General features: G+C 66.5%; 21 protein-coding genes. 6 read left to right on the top strand and 15 right to left on the bottom strand.

The genetic code is table 11. From position 1 onward, the window contains the following. The first annotated feature begins 103 nt into the window (after positions 1-103). Genes AC13D8_RS10935 through AC13D8_RS10925 form a run of 3 tightly spaced genes read left to right on the top strand, consistent with a single transcriptional unit; the run spans position 104 to position 4,595 of the window. Positions 104-547 carry a hypothetical protein gene (locus AC13D8_RS10935; RefSeq protein WP_482968862.1) on the top strand — a complete coding sequence of 148 codons (444 nt, stop codon included), beginning with the start codon at positions 104-106 and terminating at the stop codon, positions 545-547. A gap of 46 nt (positions 548-593) precedes the next feature. After that, entirely contained in the window at positions 594-4,154 is a 3,561-nt protein-coding gene (dnaE, locus tag AC13D8_RS10930) for a DNA polymerase III subunit alpha (protein ID WP_482968861.1), read from the top strand. Positions 4,155-4,202: 48 nt separating this feature from the next. Continuing rightward, entirely contained in the window at positions 4,203-4,595 is a 393-nt protein-coding gene (locus AC13D8_RS10925) for a hypothetical protein (protein ID WP_482968860.1), read from the top strand. Here the strand turns inward: AC13D8_RS10925 and AC13D8_RS10920 are convergent. Further along, positions 4,592-5,059, bottom strand: coding sequence for a GNAT family N-acetyltransferase (locus tag AC13D8_RS10920; RefSeq protein WP_482968859.1), 468 nt, complete (start codon positions 5,057-5,059; stop codon positions 4,592-4,594). The two genes, AC13D8_RS10925 and AC13D8_RS10920, sit on opposite strands and share 4 nt — an antisense overlap. Before the next feature lie 180 nt (positions 5,060-5,239). On the opposite strand from AC13D8_RS10920, the gene AC13D8_RS10915 reads away from it, so the two are divergent. After that, on the top strand, positions 5,240-8,695 hold the full coding sequence (locus tag AC13D8_RS10915; protein WP_482968858.1) for a chromosome segregation SMC family protein: 3,456 nt from the start codon (positions 5,240-5,242) through the stop codon (positions 8,693-8,695). Between the two features lie 375 nt (positions 8,696-9,070). On the opposite strand, the gene rpmE is transcribed toward AC13D8_RS10915, so the two are convergent. The 13 genes from rpmE to AC13D8_RS10850 all read right to left on the bottom strand — a co-directional run bounded on the left by rpmE (position 9,071) and on the right by AC13D8_RS10850 (position 18,480). Continuing rightward, a complete protein-coding gene (rpmE, locus tag AC13D8_RS10910; RefSeq protein WP_104020084.1) occupies positions 9,071-9,292 on the bottom strand; it encodes a 50S ribosomal protein L31 in 222 nt (73 codons plus the stop codon). Positions 9,293-9,303: 11 nt separating this feature from the next. Beyond that, the gene (gene rplS, locus AC13D8_RS10905; RefSeq protein WP_104020085.1) at positions 9,304-9,687 is read right to left on the bottom strand and encodes a 50S ribosomal protein L19; all 384 of its coding nucleotides are present in this window, start codon (positions 9,685-9,687) and stop codon (positions 9,304-9,306) included. 261 nt (positions 9,688-9,948) lie between these two features. Next, a complete protein-coding gene (gene cobO, locus AC13D8_RS10900; RefSeq protein ID WP_482968857.1) occupies positions 9,949-10,560 on the bottom strand; it encodes a cob(I)yrinic acid a,c-diamide adenosyltransferase in 612 nt (203 codons plus the stop codon). A 61-nt stretch (positions 10,561-10,621) separates the two neighbouring features. After that, positions 10,622-11,428, bottom strand: coding sequence for a tRNA (guanosine(37)-N1)-methyltransferase TrmD (gene trmD, locus AC13D8_RS10895; RefSeq protein ID WP_482968856.1), 807 nt, complete (start codon positions 11,426-11,428; stop codon positions 10,622-10,624). 5 nt (positions 11,429-11,433) lie between these two features. Beyond that, entirely contained in the window at positions 11,434-11,937 is a 504-nt protein-coding gene (gene rimM, locus AC13D8_RS10890) for a ribosome maturation factor RimM (protein WP_482968855.1), read from the bottom strand. Between the two features lie 25 nt (positions 11,938-11,962). Then, positions 11,963-12,592: a 5,6-dimethylbenzimidazole synthase gene (gene bluB / locus AC13D8_RS10885; protein ID WP_482968854.1), complete on the bottom strand. Its 630-nt coding sequence runs from the start codon at positions 12,590-12,592 to the stop codon at positions 11,963-11,965. An 18-nt stretch (positions 12,593-12,610) separates the two neighbouring features. After that, positions 12,611-12,976: a 30S ribosomal protein S16 gene (gene rpsP / locus AC13D8_RS10880; protein ID WP_104020090.1), complete on the bottom strand. Its 366-nt coding sequence runs from the start codon at positions 12,974-12,976 to the stop codon at positions 12,611-12,613. Positions 12,977-13,024: 48 nt separating this feature from the next. Beyond that, entirely contained in the window at positions 13,025-13,324 is a 300-nt protein-coding gene (locus AC13D8_RS10875; RefSeq protein WP_104020091.1) for a chorismate mutase, read from the bottom strand. Positions 13,325-13,407: 83 nt separating this feature from the next. Continuing rightward, entirely contained in the window at positions 13,408-14,016 is a 609-nt protein-coding gene (locus AC13D8_RS10870; RefSeq protein WP_482968853.1) for a GNAT family N-acetyltransferase, read from the bottom strand. Next, positions 14,013-14,576 (bottom strand): GNAT family N-acetyltransferase, encoded by a 564-nt coding sequence (locus AC13D8_RS10865; RefSeq protein WP_482968852.1) that lies wholly within the window; start codon positions 14,574-14,576, stop codon positions 14,013-14,015. Before AC13D8_RS10865 ends, AC13D8_RS10870 begins: the two co-directional genes overlap by 4 nt. A gap of 51 nt (positions 14,577-14,627) precedes the next feature. After that, entirely contained in the window at positions 14,628-16,124 is a 1,497-nt protein-coding gene (gene ffh / locus AC13D8_RS10860; RefSeq protein ID WP_104020094.1) for a signal recognition particle protein, read from the bottom strand. 217 nt (positions 16,125-16,341) lie between these two features. Next, positions 16,342-17,148, bottom strand: a complete 807-nt coding sequence (locus tag AC13D8_RS10855; protein WP_482968851.1) for a mechanosensitive ion channel family protein — start codon at positions 17,146-17,148, stop codon at positions 16,342-16,344. A 120-nt stretch (positions 17,149-17,268) separates the two neighbouring features. Next, on the bottom strand, positions 17,269-18,480 hold the full coding sequence (locus AC13D8_RS10850) for a bifunctional alpha/beta hydrolase/OsmC family protein (protein WP_482968850.1): 1,212 nt from the start codon (positions 18,478-18,480) through the stop codon (positions 17,269-17,271). A gap of 199 nt (positions 18,481-18,679) precedes the next feature. Between AC13D8_RS10850 and AC13D8_RS10845 the strand changes: the two genes are divergently transcribed. Both AC13D8_RS10845 and AC13D8_RS10840 read left to right on the top strand, forming a co-directional pair. Further along, complete coding sequence (locus AC13D8_RS10845; RefSeq protein WP_482968849.1) at positions 18,680-19,429, top strand: GGDEF domain-containing protein; 750 nt, start codon at positions 18,680-18,682, stop codon at positions 19,427-19,429. Positions 19,430-19,552: 123 nt separating this feature from the next. After that, positions 19,553-19,741 carry a hypothetical protein gene (locus AC13D8_RS10840; RefSeq protein WP_482968848.1) on the top strand — a complete coding sequence of 63 codons (189 nt, stop codon included), beginning with the start codon at positions 19,553-19,555 and terminating at the stop codon, positions 19,739-19,741. A 6-nt stretch (positions 19,742-19,747) separates the two neighbouring features. Here the strand turns inward: AC13D8_RS10840 and dddP are convergent, their stop codons facing one another. Beyond that, positions 19,748-21,088 (bottom strand): dimethylsulfonioproprionate lyase DddP, encoded by a 1,341-nt coding sequence (dddP, locus tag AC13D8_RS10835; protein ID WP_482968847.1) that lies wholly within the window; start codon positions 21,086-21,088, stop codon positions 19,748-19,750. Positions 21,089-21,173: the final 85 nt, after the last annotated feature.

The following is a 21,173-nucleotide window of genomic DNA, read 5'->3' as shown; positions in this document are numbered from 1 at the left end:
CGGTTTCTTTAGCAGCCCGGCGCGTCCCTTGACCCGCCGCACCGTGGAAGCGCAAGCTCAGTGATGGGGGCGCAAGGCCCCCTTGAGCACGGGAAAATCCACCATGACTGAAGAAACGTTCAGGAAACTCGGACGAAGCTGGGGTCAGGGGATCTTGATCGGCATCTGCGTGGCCGTTCTCACGGCCGTGGTTTCGATCATGGCCAACCGCTCGGGCATGGCGCCCTTTCCGCAACCTCCGGCTCTGGCCTTCGCGGAAACGCTGGCCGGACGGGAATTGCCGATGCCGGTGGGGCTCTTGTTTCACACCGTCTATGTGACCGGCTGGTCCGCGCTTTTCCTGCGCTACTCGCCGTGGCAGGGCGCGGGCGCCATCGCCGTGTTGTCTCTGCTGCTGTGGGGCGGGGTGCTGCTGGTGTTCTTTCCCATTGTCGGTTGGGGCTTGTTCGGTCTCGGTATCGGACCGCAGATGGTCCCCGGATCGTTCGTGCCGCATTTCCTCTTCGGGCTGTTTCTCTGGGGGCTCGACCGGGTCTGGCCTAGGTGAACAGAGACGGCTTTCCGCCGTCCACATGCCGGGCTAGGATCGGGGCATGAGCAATGCCCCCCGATTCATCCACCTGCGCGTGCACAGCGAGTATTCGCTGCTCGAAGGGGCGGTGCGGCTAAAATCGCTCTTCGATGGTGGCACTGACCCGCGTGACAAAAACAAGCCGAAAGAACAACAACGACGGCTACCCGGCCTTTGCGAAAAGATGATGACGCCCGCCGTGGCCGTCACCGACACCAACAACATGTTCGCGGCGTTGGAGTTTTCCGTCACCGCGCAGGCCGCGGGGGTGCAGCCGATCATGGGCTGCCAGGTGGACCTCGCCTATCAGGAGCCGGTGCCGGGGGAGCGATCGAGGCTCCCCGCGCCGGTGGTTCTTCTGGCGCAGGACGAGCGCGGTTACGGCAACCTGCTGAAGCTCAATTCGTGTCTCTACCTGCGTGGCGATGGGCAGGTGGCGCATGTTACCCTCGATGAGATCGAAGCCCATGCCGAGGGTGTGATCTGCCTGACCGGTGGCCCGGATGGCCCGGTAGGTCGCCTGTTGCAGGGTGGGCAGCGCCCGGCGGCTGAACAGCTCTTGCAGCGGCTCAAGGCGGCGTTCGGTGACCGCCTTTATGTCGAGTTGCAGCGCCACCCCGGCGAGGACGGCGCGCCCGAGGCCGAGCGGCTGACCGAGCGGGGCCATGTCGAGATGGCCTATGCGTTGTACCTGCCATTGGTGGCCACCAACGATGTCTATTTCCCCAAGGCGGACATGTACGAGGCACATGATGCGCTCCTGTGCGTGGCTGACGGGGCCTATGTCGATCAGAACGCGCCGCGCCGCCGCCTGACGCCGCAGCATTACTTCAAGAGCCAGGACGAAATGGCCGCGCTCTTTGCCGATCTGCCCGAGGCGCTGGAGAATACTGTCGAGATCGCCCGGCGCTGTGCCTTTGGCTGCTACAAGCGCGATCCGATCCTGCCGCGTTTTGCCGATGACGAGGTAGACGAGCTTCGCCGTCAGGCGCGCGAGGGGCTGGAAAAGCGGCTCGCCGTCATTCCCCACGCCGCCCCCGTGGAAGAGTACGAGAAACGGTTGGAGTTCGAGCTTGGCATCATCGAGGGGATGGGCTTTCCCGGCTATTTCCTGATCGTTGCCGATTTCATCAAATGGGCCAAGGGACGGGATATCCCGGTGGGCCCCGGGCGCGGCTCGGGGGCGGGGAGCCTGGTGGCCTATGCGCTTACCATCACCGATCTCGACCCGCTGCGCTACAAGCTGCTGTTCGAGCGGTTCTTGAACCCCGAGCGCGTCTCGATGCCGGATTTCGACATCGACTTCTGTATGGACCGCCGCGAGGAGGTGATCGCCTACGTGCAGCAGAAATACGGGCGCGACAAGGTAGGGCAGATCATCACCTTCGGCGCGCTTCTGTCCAAGGCGGCGGTGCGCGACATCGGCCGCGTCCTGCAGATGCCTTACGGGCAGGTCGATCGCCTCTCCAAGATGATCCCGGTCGAGGGGGTCAAGCCCGTCTCGATCGAGAAGGCGCTCGCCGACGAGCCGCGCCTGCGCGAGGCAGCGCAGGCCGAGGAGGTGGTGGACCGGTTGCTGACCTATGGCCAGCAGGTCGAGGGGCTGTTGCGCAATGCCTCGACCCATGCCGCGGGCGTGGTGATCGGCGACCGCCCGCTCGACGAGCTTGTCCCACTCTACCAGGATCCGCGGTCGGATATGCCGGCCACGCAGTTCAACATGAAATGGGTAGAGCAGGCGGGGTTGGTCAAGTTCGACTTTTTGGGCCTGAAAACCCTGACCGTCATCCAGAACGCCATCGAGCAGATCCACGCCGAGGGGCGCGACCTTCACATCGCCGCCGATGGCAGCACCATCTATCAGCCCTTCGAGGGGGCCGAGAACGATATCGGGCAAATCCCGCTCGATGACCCCAAGACCTACGAGCTTTACTCCCGCGCCCGCACGGTGGCGGTGTTCCAAGTGGAAAGCTCGGGCATGATGGACGCGCTCAAGCGCATGAAGCCCACCTGTATCGAGGATATCGTGGCGCTCGTCGCGCTCTATCGGCCTGGCCCGATGGAGAACATCCCGAAATATTGCGAGGTCAAGAACGAGCTGAGTGCGCGCGATTACCTGCACCCCTCGGTCGATCACATCCTCGACGAGACGCAGGGCATCATCGTCTACCAGGAGCAGGTGATGCAGATCGCGCAGGAAATGGCGGGCTATTCGCTCGGTGGTGCAGACCTCCTGCGCCGGGCGATGGGCAAGAAGATCCAGGAGGCGATGGATGCCGAGCGGCCCAAGTTCATCGAGGGCGCCAAGGCCAACGGTGTCGATGATGCAAAGGCGCTCGAAGTCTGGAACTTGCTCGACAAGTTCGCCAATTACGGCTTCAACAAATCCCACGCCGCCGCCTATGCGGTGGTCAGCTATCAGACCGCTTGGCTCAAGGCCAATCACCCGGTGGAGTTCATGGCGGGTGTCATGAATTGCGACATCCATCTCACCGACAAGCTCGCGGTCTATTTCGAGGAGGTGAAGAAGGGACTCGCGCTCGACTGGGCCGCGCCCTGCGTGAACCGGTCGGCGGCAGATTTCGTGGTGCGCGGGGGTGTGCTGCATTACGCGCTCGGCGCGCTCAAGAACGTGGGTGTCGAGGCGATGAAGCTCATCGTGGTGGGGCGGGGTGAACGGCCCTTTGCCACGCTTTACGATTTCGCCCGGCGGGTCGATCTCAAGCGGATTGGCAAACGGTCGCTGGAAATGCTGGCGCGGGCGGGCGCCTTCGATGCGCTGGACCGCAACCGCCGCCGCGTGTTCGAGAGCATTGACGCGCTGATGAACTATTCGGCGGCGATACATGAGCAGAAGAATTCGAACCAGGTCTCGCTCTTCGGCGATGCCGGGGAGGACTTGCCCGAGCCCCGCCTCGCACCGGTGGAGGATTGGCTGCCCGCCGAGCGGCTGACCGAGGAATTCAAGGCCGTGGGTTTCTATCTCTCGGGCCATCCGCTCGACGACTACATGGCCGTGCTCAAGCGGCAGGAGGTCAAGACGCTCGACGAGGTGATGGCGCGCGCAGAGCGGGGTCCGTTCCTTGCCAAGATGGCCGGGGTGGTGGCCGGGCGGCAGGAGCGGAAATCGGCGCGCGGCAACCGCTTTGCCTTTGCCCAGCTCAGCGATCCGACCGGTAGCTACGAGGTCACGCTGTTTTCAGAGGTGCTGGAGAAATCCCGCGATTTTCTCGAGGCCGGCGCGCAGGTGGTGATCACCGCCGAGGCGACGATGGAGGCGGACCAGTTGAAGCTGTTGTGCCGAACGGTGCAGCCTGTTGACGGCATGGTGGCCGATGCCGGGGCGGTCGGGCTGTGCGTTTTTGTCGATCAGGTCGAGGCAATCGGCTCGGTTGCGGCGGTGCTGGACGGCGCGGCGAAATCTGTGCGAGGGGCGCGGCCCGGTCCGATCCGGTTCCGGCTCCTTGGCGCAGGGCTGCCCGGCGAGGTGGAGATCGACAGCGGCGCGGAATACCCCGTCAACCCGCAGATCAAGGGCGCAATCCGAAGCCTGACCGGCGTGGTCATGGTCGAGGAGATATAGCCCGGTGCGCTTAAGCTGATTTTAACCGGCGCGGGGCAAGGCTCGGTCATGCGGTGGATCGCGCTTGTCCTCATGGCCATGCTGGCCGCCTGTTCGCATCCCTCCCCGGCGTTCTGGGGCGTGGCCCCGGTGCGTGTCAGCGTCGGGCAGAGCACCTTTGACGTGCGGATCGTGGGGCGGCACGCGCAGGCGATCCGGCTAAGCCGGGAATGGGCACCGCGCACGATCTCGGTCGCACCGCGTGCCGCCGTCGCCATCGCAGAAGTCAGCGGCTGCGCGGTTCCCCGGCTCTGGGGCGATCAGGCGATGCTGGAGGCGGCGCTTGTCTGCGGGCCGGCTGCCTCCGCGCAGCGCGGCGTGCCGGGCGTGCATGAGTGCCGCGTGGTGCCGACGCGCAGGCGGTGGACCGAAGTGGCCTGCACCCTGCGAGCGGAGGATTAGCCGAGCGATTTTTCCATGAAGATCGAGCTGGCTGCATCCGGGTAGTCGCCGAATGGTCCGCGCCGCACGAAGCCGTGGCGCGCATAGAGCCGTAGTGCCGAGCCGAGCCGGTCGCCGGTTTCGAGCCGCAGGAAGGGCAGGCCATTTGCCCGCGCCTCGGCCTCGATCCGAGCGAGCAGCGCCTCGGCCACGCCTTGCCCGCGCGCCTCCTCGGCCACGAACATGGATTTCACCTCGCCATAGCCCTCGTGCAGGGCAAGCGCGCCGGTGCCGAGCGTCTCGTCGCCCCGCTTCGCCACGAAGAAGCGAATGTCGGGGGTGCAAAGCGCGTCTGTGTCGAGAAAGAAATTGTCCTCGGGGGGAAACAGCGCGCGCATGAGATCGTGCGATTGCCGCAGCAGCACTCCCACCGCCGCGTCGCGCGGGTCGCCAGGGGTAATGGTGAGGCCGGACGGGTCGTGCATGGCGCAGGTTTACGCCGAGCCTGCGCATCCTGCAAGCGGCCTGACAGCGGGAAAGCACGCAATATACTGTGGATAAGCGGTCAACCTTACCCATATCCTGTGTTTCCATGTTGACAGCCCCGCCCGTGGCCCAGCACACTTCCCTATCATCGGAATCATCCATCCCGGGGGCGCGCTGGCGTGCAGTTCTCCAAGCTCAGACTGACCGGTTTCAAGAGCTTCGTCGATCCCACAGACCTGGTGATCGCCGATGGGCTTACCGGTGTCGTGGGCCCCAATGGCTGTGGCAAGTCCAACCTGCTAGAGGCGCTGCGCTGGGCGATGGGAGAAAATCGCCCGACCGCGATGCGCGGCGACGGGATGGAGGACGTGATCTTCGCGGGCTCTGCGAGCCGCCCGGCGCGAAACTTTGCCGAGGTCGTGATCCATCTCGACAATTCCGACAGGCGCGCGCCGGCCGGTTTCAACGATGCCGATCACCTGGAGATCACCCGCCGGATCACCCGCGACGTGGGCTCGGCCTACAAGCTCAACGGCAAGGACGTGCGTGCGCGCGACGTGCAAATGCTGTTCGCCGATGCCTCGACCGGCGCGCATTCCCCCGCGCTCGTCAGGCAGGGGCAGATTGCCGAGCTGATCAACGCGCGCCCCAAGGCGCGGCGGCGTATCCTCGAGGAGGCGGCTGGGATTTCCGGCCTCTACCAGCGCCGCCACGAGGCGGAACTGAAGCTGCGCGGGGCCGAGACCAACCTCACCCGCGTCGATGACGTGATCGAGCAACTGGCCCAGCAGATTGCGCAATTGGCGCGGCAGGCGAAGCAGGCGGCGCGCTATCGCCAGATCGGCGAGGAACTGCGCCGCGCCGAGGGGCTGCTCCTGTGGCGGCGCTATTCGGAGGCTGACGAGGCCCACACGGCGGCCGAGGCGGCCCTGCGCGAGACCACGACCGAGGCTGCCCGTGCTGAAAGGGCGGCCCGCGAGGCGGCCCGCCTGCGCGCAGAGGCCGATGATGCCCTGCCCGCCCGGCGCGAGGAAGAGGCGGTCGCTGCCGCGATCCTCCAGCGGCTCGGTGTGCAGCGCGACACGATCGCGGAGCAGGAAAACACCGCGCGCGAACGGATCACCACGCTCGAGGCGCGTATCGCCCAGCTCGATCGGGACATGGAGCGCGAGGCGGGGCTCAACCGTGACGCGCAGGAGACCGTCGAGCGCCTCGAATGGGAGGCGGCAGAGCTTGCCAAGGCATCGGAGGGTCACGAAGCGCGCCTTGCCGCAGCAGCTGAGGAGGCGAGAGACGCGGCCCGCATCCTCGAGGCGCGCGAGGCGGATCTGAGCCGACTGACCGAGGACATGGCCCGCCTCTCGGCGCGGCACCAATCCGCGCAGCGCCTGATTGACGACAACCGCAAGACCCTGTTGCGTAGCGAGGCCGAGGCCGAACGCGCGCGCACCGCGCAACGTGAGGCGCGCACGGCCGAGCAGGAGGCGGTGGCTACCTACACCGCCGCGAAGGCGACCGAGGCGGAGGCGGAGGCCCGCGCGCAGGCGGCGGAGGCTGCGCTAGTGGACGCAGACGAGGCGCGCGCCGCGGCGCAGTCCCGCGAGGCCGAGGCCCGCGCCGCCCGGTCCGAGGCCGAAGGCGAGCTGGGCGCGTTGCGTGCCGAAGCGTCGGCGCTGGCGCGGCTCGTCGAGCGCGACACGGCCGAGGGTGGCCAGATCATGGACCTGTTGCAGGTGGCTCCCGGATACGAGAAGGCGCTGGGTGCCGCGCTCGCCGACGATCTGCACGCGCCCGAGGTGGAGGAGGACGGGCCTTCGGGCTGGCGCGACCTGCCCGGCTATTCTGCTGCGCAGCCGCTTCCCGAGGGGGTGACGGCGCTTGGCAATCACGTCACCGTGCCGATCGTGCTGGCGCGCCGGATCGCGCAAATCGGCCTTGTCGAGCCCGAGGACGGCCCGCGCCTTCAGCCCTTGCTGAAGCCAGGGCAGCGTCTGGTCAGCCGCGATGGCGATCTGTGGCGCTGGGATGGGTTCCGGACATGGGCCGAGGATGCCCCCTCTGCCGCAGCCCTGCGACTGGAGCAGCTCAACCGCCTCGAGGTTCTCAAGCAGCAACTTGAGCAGGCAGAGGCCCGGGCTGACGGGGCCGCGCGCGCACACGATGCGTTGCGCGCCGCGCTGACCGCGCGCACCGAGGAGGACCGCGCCGCACGCGAGGCGCGCCGCGCTGCCGATGCCGCCGTAACCGAGGCGAGCCGCGCGCTGAGCCGGGCCGAGGCCGACCGCAACCTCGCCGCCTCGCGGCTCGAATCGCTAGGCCTTGCCGCCGCGCGCCACGAGGAAGAAGCGGAGGCCGCCCGCGCCGCGCTCGCGGAGGCAGAAGCGGCGCTCGCGGAGCTTGGGGACCTGTCCTCGGCTCGGGCCGAACTGGAGGATATCAAGACCACGGTCGAGGCCTCGCGGATCACCATGATGACGCGGCGCACGGCAGCTGACGACCTGCGCCGCGAAGGCGAGCGGCGCACGGCTCGCGGACAGGAGATCGCCCGCGAGGTGAGCGGCTGGCGGCACCGGCTCGAGACCGCCGCGACGCGCGGGGCCGAGCTTGCTGAGCGCAAGGAGACCTCGGAGGCGGAGCTGGCCGAGGCGCGGACCACGCCCGAGACACTGGCCGCGAAACGCGCCGAGTTGAGCGCGGAGATCACCCGTGCCGAGGCACGCCGCGCCGCTGCGGCGGACTCGCTTTCCACTGCCGAAGCGCGCGCACGGCAGGCCGCCGCCGACGAGCGCGACGCCGAGCGCCATGCGTCAGAGGCGCGCGAGGCCCGTGCCCGCGCCGAGGCCCGGCGCGATGGCGCGCGCGAGGGCTGTGAACTGGCCGCGGAGCGGATCATGGAGGCGCTTGGCCTGACACCCGTGGCATTGCGCGAAACGCTCGATGTGGACCCGGCGGCGATGCCCGCCTCGGAGACGATCGAGGCCGACGTGGCGCGGCTCAAGCGGCAGCGCGACGCGCTTGGGGCGGTCAACCTGCGCGCCGAGGAGGATGCGCGCGAGGTCGAGGCCGAACACGCCTCGCTGACCGGGGAAAAGGCCGATCTGGAAGAGGCGATCAAGACCCTGCGCGGGGGCATCGCGAGCCTCAACCGCGAGGGGCGCGAACGGCTTTTGACCGCGTTCGAGCAGGTGAACTCCAACTTCACCCTGCTGTTCCGGCACCTCTTTGGCGGCGGCGAGGCCAATCTCGTGCTGGTCGAAAGCGACGATCCTCTGGAGGCGGGACTGGAGATCATGTGCCAGCCGCCGGGCAAGAAGCTCTCGACGCTGAGCCTGCTGTCGGGGGGCGAACAGACGCTGACGGCGCTGGCGCTGATCTTCGCGGTGTTCCTCGCCAACCCGGCGCCGATCTGCGTGCTCGACGAGGTGGACGCGCCGCTCGACGACGCCAATGTCACCCGGTTCTGCGACCTTCTCGACGAGATGTGCCGCCGCACCGAGACGCGGTTTCTCATCATCACGCATCACGCGGTGACGATGAGCCGGATGGACCGCCTCTTTGGCGTCACGATGGCCGAGCAGGGGGTAAGCCAGCTCGTGTCTGTCGATCTCAACAAGGCTGAGGCGATGGTGGCGTGAGCCTTGCAGCCATAACATCAATTTTAACCTTTCCTTCACGCTGCTTACAGACTGTAATGTTGCTGCAGTCCACAGCAGCAGAAGGAGGTGATCAGACTGAATGAAACCGATTTCCGAAAATGGATGGTTTTTCTGGCGGCGGGAACGCTGTTGGTTACAGTCATCCGGCTTTTGATGGGGCTCTGAGTCCCTGAAAAAGTAAAGACCCTGCGGAGTAGCCGCTCCGCAGGGTCACGTTTTCGGTGCTCAGACTGAAAACAACTTCCGAATAATCGGTATACTGCCCATTCCTTAGCGAAAAGTAAAGCTCTGGCCGCGCAAACGAAAACGCCGCCCCGAGGGGCGGCGCTGCTGGTTCGCGATACGCGCGACTTATCAGAAGCCGAGGCCCGCGTACTTGTTCTTGAACTTCGACACGCGCCCGCCAGCATCGGTTAGGCGGGTGCCTCCGCCGGTCCAGGCAGGATGCACGGACGGGTCGATGTCGAGCGACAGCGTCTCGCCCTCGGACCCGTAGGTGGAGCGCATCTGCACGACGGTGCCGTCGGTCAGCTTGACGTCGATGACGTGGTAATCGGGATGGATGTTTTTTTTCATCGTGCCAGTCCTTACGCCGACTTGCCCTTGAGGGGCTTGTAGTGGGTGTCTTCCGCGATCCGGGCGGATTTGCCCCGGCGCGAGCGCAGATAGTAGAGCTTGGCGCGGCGCACACGGCCGCGGCGCACAACCTCGATGTTCTCGATATTGGTCGAGTAGAGCGGGAACACGCGCTCCACCCCCTCGCCAAAGGAAATCTTGCGCACGGTGAACGAGCCGGCGACGCCCTTGCCGTTCTTGCGGCTGATGCAGACGCCTTCGAAATTCTGCACGCGGCTCCGGGTGCCTTCGGTCACCTTGTAGCCGACGCGAATCGTGTCGCCGGCCTTGAAATCGGGAATGGTCTTCCCGAGCGAGGCGATCTGTTCCGCCTCCAACTGAGCGATAATATCCATCGCTGCATCTCCTGGTTTGCTTGCGGTTTGGTCCGCAAAGATGTGTCGCGTCCTTGAGAGCTCTTGGTCTTCTTCCGGGTCCGCGGATGCGCCCGCCAGAGATCAGGTCGTCATTTCGTTTGTCGGCGTTCGCCGTGGCTGCCATGATCGGCCGAAGAAAGCCGAGCGAAAGGAAGCCACAGGAAACATGCCCGCAGCCGCCGAGGCGATTCCAGACCAGAGGCGTATAGGCGGGTTCGCGGCGGCGATCAACCCTTCGGTTCAGAATTCCACGCCGGCCTGTGCCTTGATGTTCTGCTCGCGGAACGGGTGCTTGATCTCGGTCATCTCGCTGACCAGATCGGCGATTTCGATCAGCGGCGCCTTGGCGCTGCGGCCGGTCAGCACGACATGGGTCATCGGAGGCTTTTCCTCGGCGAGGAAGCGCACCACGTCGTCGATGTCGAGATAGTCGTAGCGCAGCGCGATGTTGATCTCGTCCAGAAGCACCATGCGGTTTCTCTCGTCGCGGATCAGGTCCTTGGCCTTGTCCCATGCTGCCTGCGCCATCTCGGTGTCGCGGTCGCGGTCCTGCGTCTCCCAGGTGAAGCCTTCGCCCATGACGTGAAAGGCGCAGATATCGGAAAATCGCTCCTTGAGCACGTCGCGCTCGCCGCTCGGCATCGAGCCCTTGATGAACTGCACCACCGCACAGGGCATCCCGTGGCCGATGCAGCGCAAGATCATGCCAAAACCCGAGCTGCTCTTGCCCTTGCCGTTGCCAGTATGGACGATGATTAGCCCCTTCTCTCCCGTCTTGTGTTTCATCAGCCTGTCGCGGGCGGCCTTGATCCGCTTCATCTTTTCGGTATGGGCCTGTGGGTCGGTGGTCATCGGCGGCTCCTGTTCCTGCGTGTCAGACCTGACCTAGCCCGGTCGCGCCCGGTGCCGCAAGTCAGTCGCTTTCATCCGCGCGCGGGGAAAGATGTGCTTGCCACAGGTCGGGCCGGCGTTCGGCGGTGAGGCGCTCGGACATCTCGCACCGCCAGCGGGCCACGCGGCCGTGATCGCCCGAGGTGAGCACCTCGGGGATGGGGTGCCCCCGCCATTCGGCGGGGCGGGTGTAGTGGGGGTGTTCCAGAAGCCCCTCGGAAAAGCTCTCTTCCTCGGTCGATGCCTCGTTGCCGAGAACGCCGGGCAAAAGCCGCACGCAGGCGTCAATCACCGCCTGCGCGGCGATCTCTCCGCCGGTCATGACAAAATCGCCAAGGCTGATTTCCTCGATGTCGTAATGGTCGATAACCCGTTGATCCAGCCCCTCGAATCGCCCGCAGATGAGCGTGACGCCGGGGCCTGCCGCGAGCCTGCGCGCGCGGGCCTGCGTGAGCGGGGCTCCGCGGGGGCTGAGATAGATCAGGGGCTGGTCGGGCGGCGTGCCGGCCTGTGCCGTGTCGATGGCGCGGCCCATCACGTCGGCGCGCAGCACCATGCCCGCGCCGCCGCCTGCGGGGGTGTCATCGACGTTGCGGTGATGCCCTTCGCCGAAGTCGCGCAGGTCGATGGTATCGAGCGACCAAAGCCCCTCACGCAGCGCGCGGCCGGTCAGGCTCTCGCCGAGGATGCCGGGAAAAGCCTGCGGTAGCAGGGTGATGACGCGCGCGGTCCACACCCCGGCAAGCGTCGGGGCAGGCGTGATCAGGTCGCGGGGTTGCGCCGAGGGGCGGATGCTCTTGCGACCGTGGGATCGGGGGGTGTCGGTCATGGCGATCAGAATATCCCCTCGGGAGGGTCGGCAACGATCCGGCCAGCGGCGAGATCGACGGTCGGCACCGCGTCGCGGGTGAAGGGCAGAAGCACGGTGCGGCTCTCGCCCGGCACCTCGATCTCGAGCAGGTCCGAGGCCCCGTGGTTGAGCACCGCGCGCACGCGGCCCAGCAGCGCACCACCGCTGTCATGAACGGAAAGTCCAATGAGATCAGCGTGATAGAATTCGTCCTCGGGCAGGTCCGGCAGGCGCTCGCGCGGCACGTAGAGGCGCGTGCCGCGCAAGTGTTCGGCCTCATCCCGCGTCCTGACGCCCGACAGCCGCGCGGTGAGCGCACCCGACGTCTGTCCGGTCAGCGTGACCTCGAAGCTTTGCGCGCCGTCCTCCGTGGTGAGCGCGCCATAGGCGGCGATGTCGTCGGCTTGGGCGGTGAAGCTCTTGAGCCGCACCTCGCCATGGACACCGAACCCCCCGGCTATGGCGCCGACGCAGACCTTGTCGCTCATGGATGGACCCTTTCGTTGCGGGGCATCATCGTGACTCCACCGGGACATCCTGACGGCGGTCTTCCCATCCGGCAAGCTCGAGCTCGGCGGTGTCGCTGTCGGTCTCGGGCCAGCCGATGCAGAGATAGGCGACGAGGCGCCAATCTTGTGGAATATCAAGGTCTTGGGCAAGGCGATCGGGGTCGAGGATCGACACCCAGCCAAGGCCGAGACCGCGAGCACGGGCGGCGAGCCAGAATTGCGTGATCGCGCCCACCACCGAATAGCGGCGCGCTTCGGGCATGGTCTGCGCCCCGAGTCCGGCGCCCTTGTCCGTGCCCTCGTCGCAGAAAACGGCGAGCTGCACAGGGGCTTCCTGCATGCCCGAAAGTTTCAAGCCGCTGTAAAGGCGTGCCTTTTCCCCCGCGTAGCCGTCGAGCGCGGTTGCGTTGGCGGCGGTGAAGTTCGCCAGCGCGGCGGCGCGGGCGGCGTCGGATTGCACGCGGATCACGCGCCACGGCTCGCTCAACCCCACCGAGGGCGCGAGGGTGAAGGTGGCGAGGCAATCGCGCAGGATCGCCTCGTCCACCGGGCCGGTGCGAAAGCGGCGCACGTCGCGCCGCCAACGCATCAGCCGCAGCAGATCGGCCTGGAAGTCGATGGAAAACTCTGACATTCCAGTGCCTTACATATCTTACTCTTCCGCCGGTGCCTCGGCGGCGGCGGCGGCTTTCTCGGCCTTCTCGGCAGCGCGTTCCTGGGCCTTCTTGCCGGGCTGGGCCTTTTTCATGTTGGCGCGTTCGGCCTTTTCGCGGACGCCGGCGGCTTCGAGCATGCGGGCGATGCGGTCCGTGGGCTGCGCGCCCTTGTCGAGCCAGTGCTGGATGCGCTCGACATCCATCTTGACGCGATCCTCGCTGTCCTTGGGCAGGAGCGGGTTGTAGGTGCCCAGCTTCTCGATGAACCGGCCGTCGCGCGGCATGCGGCTGTCGGCCGCGACGATGCGGTAGAAGGGGCGTTTCTTGGAGCCACCACGGGCAAGGCGGATTTTCATGGCCATTTTTATTTCTCCTTTAATGGCAGGGGTTTGGTGAGGTGTAATCCCACCTTACGATTGCTGCTTTCGGTGATGACGGATCACCTCGGCGATGATGAAGTTGAGGAATTCGCGGGCGAATTCCGGGTCGAGATCAGCGGCGTTTGCCAGCTCTTCGAGCCGTTCGATCTGTGCGGCTTCGCGCGCGGGATCGGACGGGGGAAGGTCGTGCGCGGCCTTGAGCCGGCCCACGGCTTGGGTGTGTTTGAACCGCTCGGCGAGGGTGAAGACAAGGATCGCGTCGAGGCGGTCGATGCTCTCGCGGTGCTCGGCCAGAAGCTCGGCGGCGCGGGTGGTCGTGGCGTCAGGCATCACGGCCTCCATGCAAGGCGAACCGCACGGTTCGCGCGCCGAACCGCACGGTTCGGCCTGTGCGGCGGACGGTGGGGCAAGGATCAGTCAACGGGCATCCCCCTCGGTTTGAACAGCGGGTCGCAGTAATGGTTGATTTCCAGTTCGATGCCGTCGCGGATCTGCCCCGATGCGGCGGCACCGGGGGCGGGGTGGCGATAGACCGCGTCGGAGCCGTCGATGGTCGCGGCGTCGTGGTCCTTGGTGCAGCCCAAACGCTCGGCGAGGCGGATCGAGTCGAGGTTCTTGGGGTCGATATAGCTCACCGCGCCGTCCCAGCCCTGATGTTCGTAGAAATGGCGGCGCACGGCGTGGGTGGCCTCGAGCGCGTAGCCGCGCCCGGCCTTGTCGGGCCAGATGATCCAGGCGATCTCGCGCTCGGGCCATTTCGCGGGGAACCAGCCGCCGGTCATGCCGAGGGTCTCGTCGGTTGCCTTGTCGTGGATCATCCACATGCCGAAGCCGCGGATCGCCCAGTGGCCGATCTCGGCGGCGTAGAGCATCCACGCCTCGTAGCCGTTGAGAGGCCCGCCCATGAATCGCGAGCGGTAGGAGGCGAAGGTCGCCTTGAAATCGGGGTAATCGCCCACCTCTGGCCCGCGCAGCACGAGACGGCGGGTCTCGATCACCGGGATGTCGGGATAGTTGGTCATGCGTAAGCCTCGACCGAGCCATCGTCGTCGCGGCCCAAGGCGGCGTCGGGGCCGGGGTGGCGATAGAGGTAATCGTGGCCCATGTGGATGTTTTCGTATTCGCGCTCGAACCATGCGCCGAGGCGTTCGGCCAGCGCGATGGAGCGGGTGTTGCCGGGCACGATATTGGAGGTGAGCGTGGTCAGGCCGAGATCCTCGTAGGCATAACGGCGCGCGCGTTCGGCGGCCTCGTAGGCGATGCCGCGCCCCTCGAACCCGTCGAACACCACCCAGCCCAGTTCCGGTTCGGGCCAGCCTTCGGGATACCAGATGCCGGTGATGCCGGCGGGCTGGCCGGTCTCGCGGTCCTCTATCGTGAAATAGCCGTGGCCGTGGATGTGCCAGTGGCCCACGTTGAGCGCGAACCAGCGCCATGCGTCGCCGCGGTTGGGGGACGCGCCGAAGCCCGCTGCGCGCTCCTGATCGAGCAGGAAGGCGATCATCGGCTCGATGTCGCGCGGTTCCGGCCCGCGCAGGATCAGGCGGGGCGTGTCGAGCACGGGGGCGTTGGTGAGGGTCATGGGCGGGCCCCCGTTGAATCTGGATATTTTTGGCAAGATGAAGTCATGGGGCTATTTCTTCTTGCCGAAACCCGAGAGGCCGGGGGGCAGGCCCATGCCGCCGCCCATGCCGCCCATGCCGCCGGGCAGTTTGCCGCCCATGGCGCGGGCGGCTTCTTCCATCGCCTTGGGGTCGTTCATGTCGGGCATGCCGCCGCCCTTGCCCATCATGCCGCCAAGCGCCTGCTTGAGCATGCCCTTGCCGCCCTTCTTGCCGAGTTTCTTCATCATGTCGGCCATCTGGCGGTGCATTTTCAGCAGCTTGTTGAGGTCCGACACCTCTTGCCCGGCGCCCGCGGCGATGCGTTTCTTGCGGCTGGCCTGCAACAGGGCGGGGTTGGCGCGTTCCTTTTTCGTCATCGACTGGATGAGGGCGATTTGGCGGGTGATCATCTTGTCGTCGAAGCCGGATTCCTGCACCTGCTTGGCCATCTTGCCCATGCCGGGCATCATGCCCATCAGCCCTTCCATGCCGCCCATCTTCTGCATCTGTTCGAGCTGGCTGCGCAGGTCGTTCATGTTGAACTGACCCTTTTGCATCCGGCGCATCATGCGCTCGGCCTGTTCGGCCTCGAGCGTTTCCTGCGCCTTTTCCACGAGGCTGACGATGTCGCCCATGCCGAGGATGCGGCCGGCGATGCGCTCGGCCTCGAACGTCTCGATGGCGTCCATCTTCTCGCCCAGGCCGACGAAGCGGATGGGCTTGCCGGTGATGGCGCGCATGGAGAGGGCGGCACCGCCGCGCCCGTCACCGTCCATCCGGGTGAGGACGACGCCGGTCACGCCGATCTTGTCGTCGAACTCGGTGGCGACGTTGACGGCATCCTGACCGGTGAGGCCATCGACCACGAGGAGCGTCTCGCGCGGGTTTGCCACGTCGCGCACCGCCGCCGCCTGCGCGATGAGTTCGGCGTCGATGTGGAGGCGGCCTGCCGTATCCAGCATGTAGACGTCGTAGCCGCCCAAGGAGGCTTGGGTCTTGGCGCGTTTGGCGATGGCGACGGGGTCTTCGCCCTTGACGATGGGCAGGGTATCGACGCCGATCTGTTTGCCCAGAATGGCGAGCTGTTCCATCGCGGCGGGGCGGTTGGTGTCGAGCGACGCCATCAGCACGCGCTTGCCGTCGCGCTCTGTCAGGCGCTTGGCGAGCTTGGCGGTGGTGGTGGTCTTGCCCGAGCCCTGAAGGCCGACCATCAGGATCGGCGCGGGCGGGTTGTCGATCTTGAGGGCGCCGGGATCGCCCTCGCCGCGCAGCGTGTCGATGAGCGCGTCGTGGACGATCTTGACGACCTGCTGGCCGGGAGTGACGGATTTGGTGACCGCCTGGCCGGTGGCCTCTTTCTCAACCCGTTTGATGAAGTCGCGTGCCACCGGTAGCGAGACGTCGGCCTCGAGCAGGGCGACGCGCACCTCGCGCAGGGCGGTCTTGACGTCGTCTTCGGAGAGCGACCCCTGCCGGGTGAGCCGGTCGAGGACGCCGGAGAGGCGCTCGGACAGGTTTTCGAACATCGCTCGCGCTCCTTCGCGCCGGTTGCATGTCTGTCACCCGAGATAGGGGTGACGTCTCAAACGATAAATGCCCCCGTGGGCGCAATGCGCTGACGGGGGGCGATCCCGGGCATTCAGCCCAAGGGACCGGAAGCGGCAAGCCTCCGGGGATTGGGGGCGTTTACGCCGGGCGTGCGGGCGAGTCAAGGTGAAGCGCGGCGGTCAGGCCCACCCCGCGTTACCCTGCCTTTTCCACGTTCACCTGGTGCGGATAGGGGATCGAGATGCCGCCCGCGTCGAACGCCTCCTTGACCGCCTTGGTCATGTGGAATTTCAGATCCCAGTAATCGGCGGCGTCGCACCACAGCCGCACGCCGATATCGACGCTGCTGTCGCCGAGGTTCACCACCCGCGCCCATGGCTCGGGATCGTCATGCACGCGCCCGTCGGCGCGCGCGAGTTCGAGGATGATCCCGATCGCGCGATCCGCGTCGTCGCCGTAGTCGATGCCGAAGCCGAGATCGCAGCGCCGCGTGGCGTGGTGCGAGTAATTGGTGATGATCGCCCCCCACGCCTGTCCGTTGGGCACGATGATCTGCACGTTGTCGGGTGTCGAAAGCTCTGTGATGAAAAGGTTGAGATCGACCACCGTGCCGGAGGTGCCGCCGATATCGACGTATTGGCCCAGCTTGTAGGGGCGGAACAGGATCAGCATGAACCCTGCCGCCAGGTCGCTCAGTGTGCCCTGGAGCGCGAGGCCGATGGCGAGGGTCGCCGCGCCCAGAACCGCGACGAGGCTGGTGGCCTCGATGCCGAAGATGCCCAGCACCGCGATGAGCACCATGATCAGGATCACCCATTTCACGGTGGCGGCGGCGAAATTGCCGATGGTCTTGTCGATGCGGGGGCTGGCGGTGACGCGGCGGCGCACCGTCGCGCTGACCGCCCCGGCGACGATCCAGCCCACCACAAGGACCGCCAGCGCCTTGGCCGCGGCGATCACGAGCGGGGCATAGCCGCCCAGAGATGAAAGGATGTCCTGCATTTGGATCTCCGTCTGTACGAATGAACTGTCCACAGCCTTGCAGCAGGACCGCCGGTTTCGCAATGGCGCGGCCGTCGCCGGATGCGAGATCGTGCGTCTTGCGCCCGTCGCACCCGCCGTCTATCCCGCCCGCGTCTCCACCACCGCGCTCTTTTCCAGCGTGCGGTGCACCGGACAGCGGTCGGCAATTTCCATCAGGCGCGCGCGCTGATCCTCGTCGAGGTCGCCCTTCAGCCGGATCACCCGCAGGAAGCGGTCGGCCTTGGCCGTGCCGCGGCTGTCGGCGTCCTGCGCGTGGACCTTGTCGTGGCAGACATCGACGCTGACATGGTCGAGTGGCCAGCGCTTGCGGCGGGCATACATGCGGATGGTCATCGAGGTGCAGGCCCCGAGACCGGCGGCGAGAAAACCATAGGGTGACATGCCGCGATCGGTGCCGCCATAGGCCTCGGGCTCGTCTGCGAGCATGTGGTGTCGGGGCCCGGCGTTCACATCCTGAAGAAAGCCGTCCGGGTCCGCCTCGCTCACCCGCACGACGCCCTCGGGCGCGCCCGGCGGCGGGGCGGGGGTGCGCAGGTCGAGGTATCGCGCGGCCCACGCGGCGATCACCTCTGCGGCGTATTCGGCATCCGCCGGATCGGTCACCAAGTGATTGGCCCCGTCGAGGGTGACAAAGCTCTTGGGGTGCTTTGCCACCTTGAAGATTTCGGCGGCGTTCTCGATCCCCACCGCCGCGTCGCGCGGCGCGTGCATCACCAGCAGCGCACGGCCCAGACCTTCGATCCTGGGGGCCAGCCGTTCGGCGCGCACGTCCTCGACAAAGCCCTGCCCGATGCGGATCGCCCGCCCGCCAAGCGTGACCTCGGCCGCGCCCTCGGCCTCGATCCGGTCCAGCGCGCCGGCGAAATTATGGGTGACGTGGCCGGGATCGAACGGCGCGCCGATGGTGACGACCGCGCGCACGCTGTCGATAGCGCCCGCCGCTGCCAGCACCGCCGCGCCGCCAAGGCTGTGCCCGATCATCAGCCCCGGCGCCATGCCGCGCGCGGCCAGCGCCGCCGCTGCGAGTTCGAGATCGGCCACGTTCGAGGCAAATGACGTGTTCTCGAATTCGCCACCCGAATGGCCCAGCCCGGTGAAATCGAAACGCAGCACGGCGATGCCGGCACCGGCCAGCCGGGCCGCGATGCGGCGCGCGGCGGGAATGTCCTTGGAGCAGGTAAAGCAATGCGCGAAGAGGGCCGTGGCCAGATGCGGCCCCTCGGGCAGGTCAAGCCGCGCGGCAAGCTCGTGGCCGTCATGGCCCGCGAAGGTGAAGCGTTCGGTGGGCATGTTCCCGTCCCCTTTCAATTCCGTCGCCTAGAGACTAGGCGCGCCATGCCGCGGCTTCCAGCATCGGGCGCGGGTCGTCACGTGATGGTGAGGCTTCGTGGTTTTCGCATCGAATTGACCACATTATCCCGGCGCGCCGCCACCCGTCATTAACCCGGATCGCGCCATGTTGAAACGGGGCGCAACAGGAGGGTGAGAGATGACTTGGCGCGTGCGCACGAAAGGGGATGTGTGGCGATTCACCGTGGCGATCTCGGTGATCGTTTTGCTGGGCAGCCTGGGCCTGCGCTTCGGGATGCTGCCGCCCGATCTCGCGGCGCGCACGCTCGTTCCCGGGTCGGCGATGGCGTTGATGCTCGCCGCGCCGATCGCGTGGTTCGTGGGCCGCCGGATGCACGAGGTGCATCGCCTCGGCACGCGGCTGGAACACGCGATCAACCACGACCTGCTCACTGGCGTGCACACGCGCAGGGCGTTTTACGAGCGCACCGGACCGATGACCGTGGGGGCCTGCGCGGTGATCGTCACGGATATCGACAATTTCAAGGGGTTCAACGACCGTTACGGCCATTTCGCGGGCGACCAGGCGCTGCGCCAGTTCGCCGCCATGCTGACCGGGAATTGCCGCCATGCCGATATCGTCGCGCGGTTCGGCGGCGAGGAATTCGTGATCGTGCTGCGCGACGCGGGTGCCGATGAGGGGCTCGCCGTGGCCGAACGGCTCGCCGCGCGGGTCCGTGCCTCGGCGATCTACCACGGCGCGCATACCCTGCGCCTGACGGCGAGTTTCGGGGTTGCGGCGCTGCCGCCCGGTGGCGACATGGATACCGCGATCCAGCAGGCCGACCGCGCGCTCTACCGTGCCAAGCACGCCGGGCGCGACCGCGCCTTGCTCTACGATCCGGGCTGTGACGATGCGGCGATCCCGATGGGCACGGCGGCGGAATGAGGGCTGATGAAGGGAACACGGTACATAACGAAAACTGATGATTAGCATTATAAACATTCGTTTTCGTGATTGAATGCGCGGGCCTATCTATCCTCGTACCACGCTCAAGGAAAGGACAGCACAATGCCCCAGGATACCTGCCTCACCCCGGCCTCTCGCGCCCGCCCCGTTCCCCGCTTTACAGTGACACTTGGCCTTGTGGCGATGCTGATAGCGGTGATCGTCTCCGGTGAAACCCCGGAACCGCGCAACGTCGAGGGGGCCGAGCCCGCCTACGAGGACTGGCACGGCAATGTGCGCCGGTCGCGCTGACCGGCGTCAGTTGCCCATCAGCGCCGCATCGAACGGATAGCGCGTCAGGTTCTCAAAGCCGTCCTCGGTAATGAGAACCTGGTCCTCCAGCTTGATCGAGAAATCGCCGCCAACCTCGCCCACCAGCGCCTCGACGCAGAGCACCATGCCCGGTTCCAGCACGTAGTCGAAGGCCCCCTCGACCATCTTGTCGGGGTAGGCCACCAGCGGCCACTCGTCGCACAGCCCCACCCCGTGCATGAGGCAGCCGTATTTCTGCGCCTGGAATTTCTCGTCCAGGACGTGGGTATTGCGGCTCAGGTCCTGGATGTTCACGCCCGGCTTCAGCATCTCCATGTTGGTGCGGATATGCTCCACCGCGTGCTGCATGGCATAGACCATGTCCGGGCGCGGCCGCTGATCGCCGATCCACCAGCTGCGCGAGATGTCCACGCAGATGCCGTAGCTGCCGATCAGGTCGGTGTCGAAGCTGATGATCTCGTTTCGCTGGCATACCCGCGGCCCGCATTCCTGGAACCACGGGTTGCTGCGCGGTCCCGAGGCCAAGAGCCGCGTTTCGATCCACTCGCCGCCGCGGCGGATGTTCTCGGCGTGCAGCACGGCCCAGATGTCATCCTCGCAGGTCTTGCCGTCGCCCACATTGGCGCGGGCGAAATCCTCCATCGCGCGCACGGCCCGCTCGCAGGCATGGCTCGCGCAGCGCATGGCGCGGATCTCGTCGGGGCCCTTGACGCTGCGCGCCTTTTCGGTGACCTCCTCGCCCTCCATGATGGTGAGCCCTTGCGCCTCTAGCGCGCGCAGCCCGTGGATCATCGGCTTGTCCACGGCGAGCCGCGTGTTGCCGGGGGCGTGTTCGGCCAAGATCGTGCGGACGTCACCCGCGAACAGGTCGGCGGCCACGTCCACCTTGTCGCCCCGGTCGAAATAAAACAGGTCCGCGCCCGAGCGAACCTCGGCCACCAGCGGGTTGAACGAGGACAGGAACGGCGCGTTCTTGTAATCCCACATCACCATGTGGCCATCGGCACAGAGCAGCAGCGCGCGAAACGGGTTATGCGCGTTCCAGAGCTGCATGTTGGTGCTGTCGGTGGCGTAGCGGATGTTGAGGGGGTCGAACACCAGGAGGCCCGCGTAATCGCGGTCCACTATGTGCCGCGTGAGCCGCGCCCAGCGATAGCGGCGCATCGCCTGCAAGTCCGGCAGCTCCAGCCCCGCCGCCGCCCATTCGTCGAAGGCGAGCCGCGTCGGCCCGATCTCGATCCGGTCGGCATCGTTGGGGGTGTTGTCGCCAAGCGTGGTGCCGCGTGTCGGGTCGATCTTGCGGGTGTCGCGATAGTGGCGGTTCATCGGTTGGTCCTCCCTCCCGCCAGATTGGCAAGCGGCGGGCATTGCCCGCGCGCCGGATTGCGACGCGGGCCAATGTCGATTTTCG

It is taken from the genome of Roseovarius sp. B-10, assembly GCF_056859295.1.
Note: the sequence above shows the minus strand (reverse complement) of the source record. Positions and strands in the feature narration are given on the sequence as shown.

Coding starts and splice junctions, on each gene's coding strand:
- bluB (WP_482968854.1), bottom strand. CDS start 12,592: ATGTCAGAGTTTTCCATCGACTTCCAGGCCGATCTGCTGCGGCTGATG.
- trmD (WP_482968856.1), bottom strand. CDS start 11,428: ATGACCGACACCCCCCGATCCCACGGTCGCAAGAGCATCCGCCCCTCG.
- cobO (WP_482968857.1), bottom strand. CDS start 10,560: ATGACCACCGACCCACAGGCCCATACCGAAAAGATGAAGCGGATCAAG.
- AC13D8_RS10875 (WP_104020091.1), bottom strand. CDS start 13,324: ATGCCTGACGCCACGACCACCCGCGCCGCCGAGCTTCTGGCCGAGCAC.
- AC13D8_RS10935 (WP_482968862.1), top strand. CDS start 104: ATGACTGAAGAAACGTTCAGGAAACTCGGACGAAGCTGGGGTCAGGGG.
- AC13D8_RS10855 (WP_482968851.1), bottom strand. CDS start 17,148: ATGCAGGACATCCTTTCATCTCTGGGCGGCTATGCCCCGCTCGTGATC.
- AC13D8_RS10845 (WP_482968849.1), top strand. CDS start 18,680: ATGACTTGGCGCGTGCGCACGAAAGGGGATGTGTGGCGATTCACCGTG.
- dddP (WP_482968847.1), bottom strand. CDS start 21,088: ATGAACCGCCACTATCGCGACACCCGCAAGATCGACCCGACACGCGGC.
- AC13D8_RS10920 (WP_482968859.1), bottom strand. CDS start 5,059: ATGCACGACCCGTCCGGCCTCACCATTACCCCTGGCGACCCGCGCGAC.
- AC13D8_RS10925 (WP_482968860.1), top strand. CDS start 4,203: ATGCGGTGGATCGCGCTTGTCCTCATGGCCATGCTGGCCGCCTGTTCG.
- dnaE (WP_482968861.1), top strand. CDS start 594: ATGAGCAATGCCCCCCGATTCATCCACCTGCGCGTGCACAGCGAGTAT.
- AC13D8_RS10850 (WP_482968850.1), bottom strand. CDS start 18,480: ATGCCCACCGAACGCTTCACCTTCGCGGGCCATGACGGCCACGAGCTT.
- rpmE (WP_104020084.1), bottom strand. CDS start 9,292: ATGAAAAAAAACATCCATCCCGATTACCACGTCATCGACGTCAAGCTG.
- AC13D8_RS10865 (WP_482968852.1), bottom strand. CDS start 14,576: ATGACCCTCACCAACGCCCCCGTGCTCGACACGCCCCGCCTGATCCTG.
- AC13D8_RS10870 (WP_482968853.1), bottom strand. CDS start 14,016: ATGACCAACTATCCCGACATCCCGGTGATCGAGACCCGCCGTCTCGTG.
- ffh (WP_104020094.1), bottom strand. CDS start 16,124: ATGTTCGAAAACCTGTCCGAGCGCCTCTCCGGCGTCCTCGACCGGCTC.
- rimM (WP_482968855.1), bottom strand. CDS start 11,937: ATGAGCGACAAGGTCTGCGTCGGCGCCATAGCCGGGGGGTTCGGTGTC.
- rpsP (WP_104020090.1), bottom strand. CDS start 12,976: ATGGCCATGAAAATCCGCCTTGCCCGTGGTGGCTCCAAGAAACGCCCC.
- AC13D8_RS10840 (WP_482968848.1), top strand. CDS start 19,553: ATGCCCCAGGATACCTGCCTCACCCCGGCCTCTCGCGCCCGCCCCGTT.
- rplS (WP_104020085.1), bottom strand. CDS start 9,687: ATGGATATTATCGCTCAGTTGGAGGCGGAACAGATCGCCTCGCTCGGG.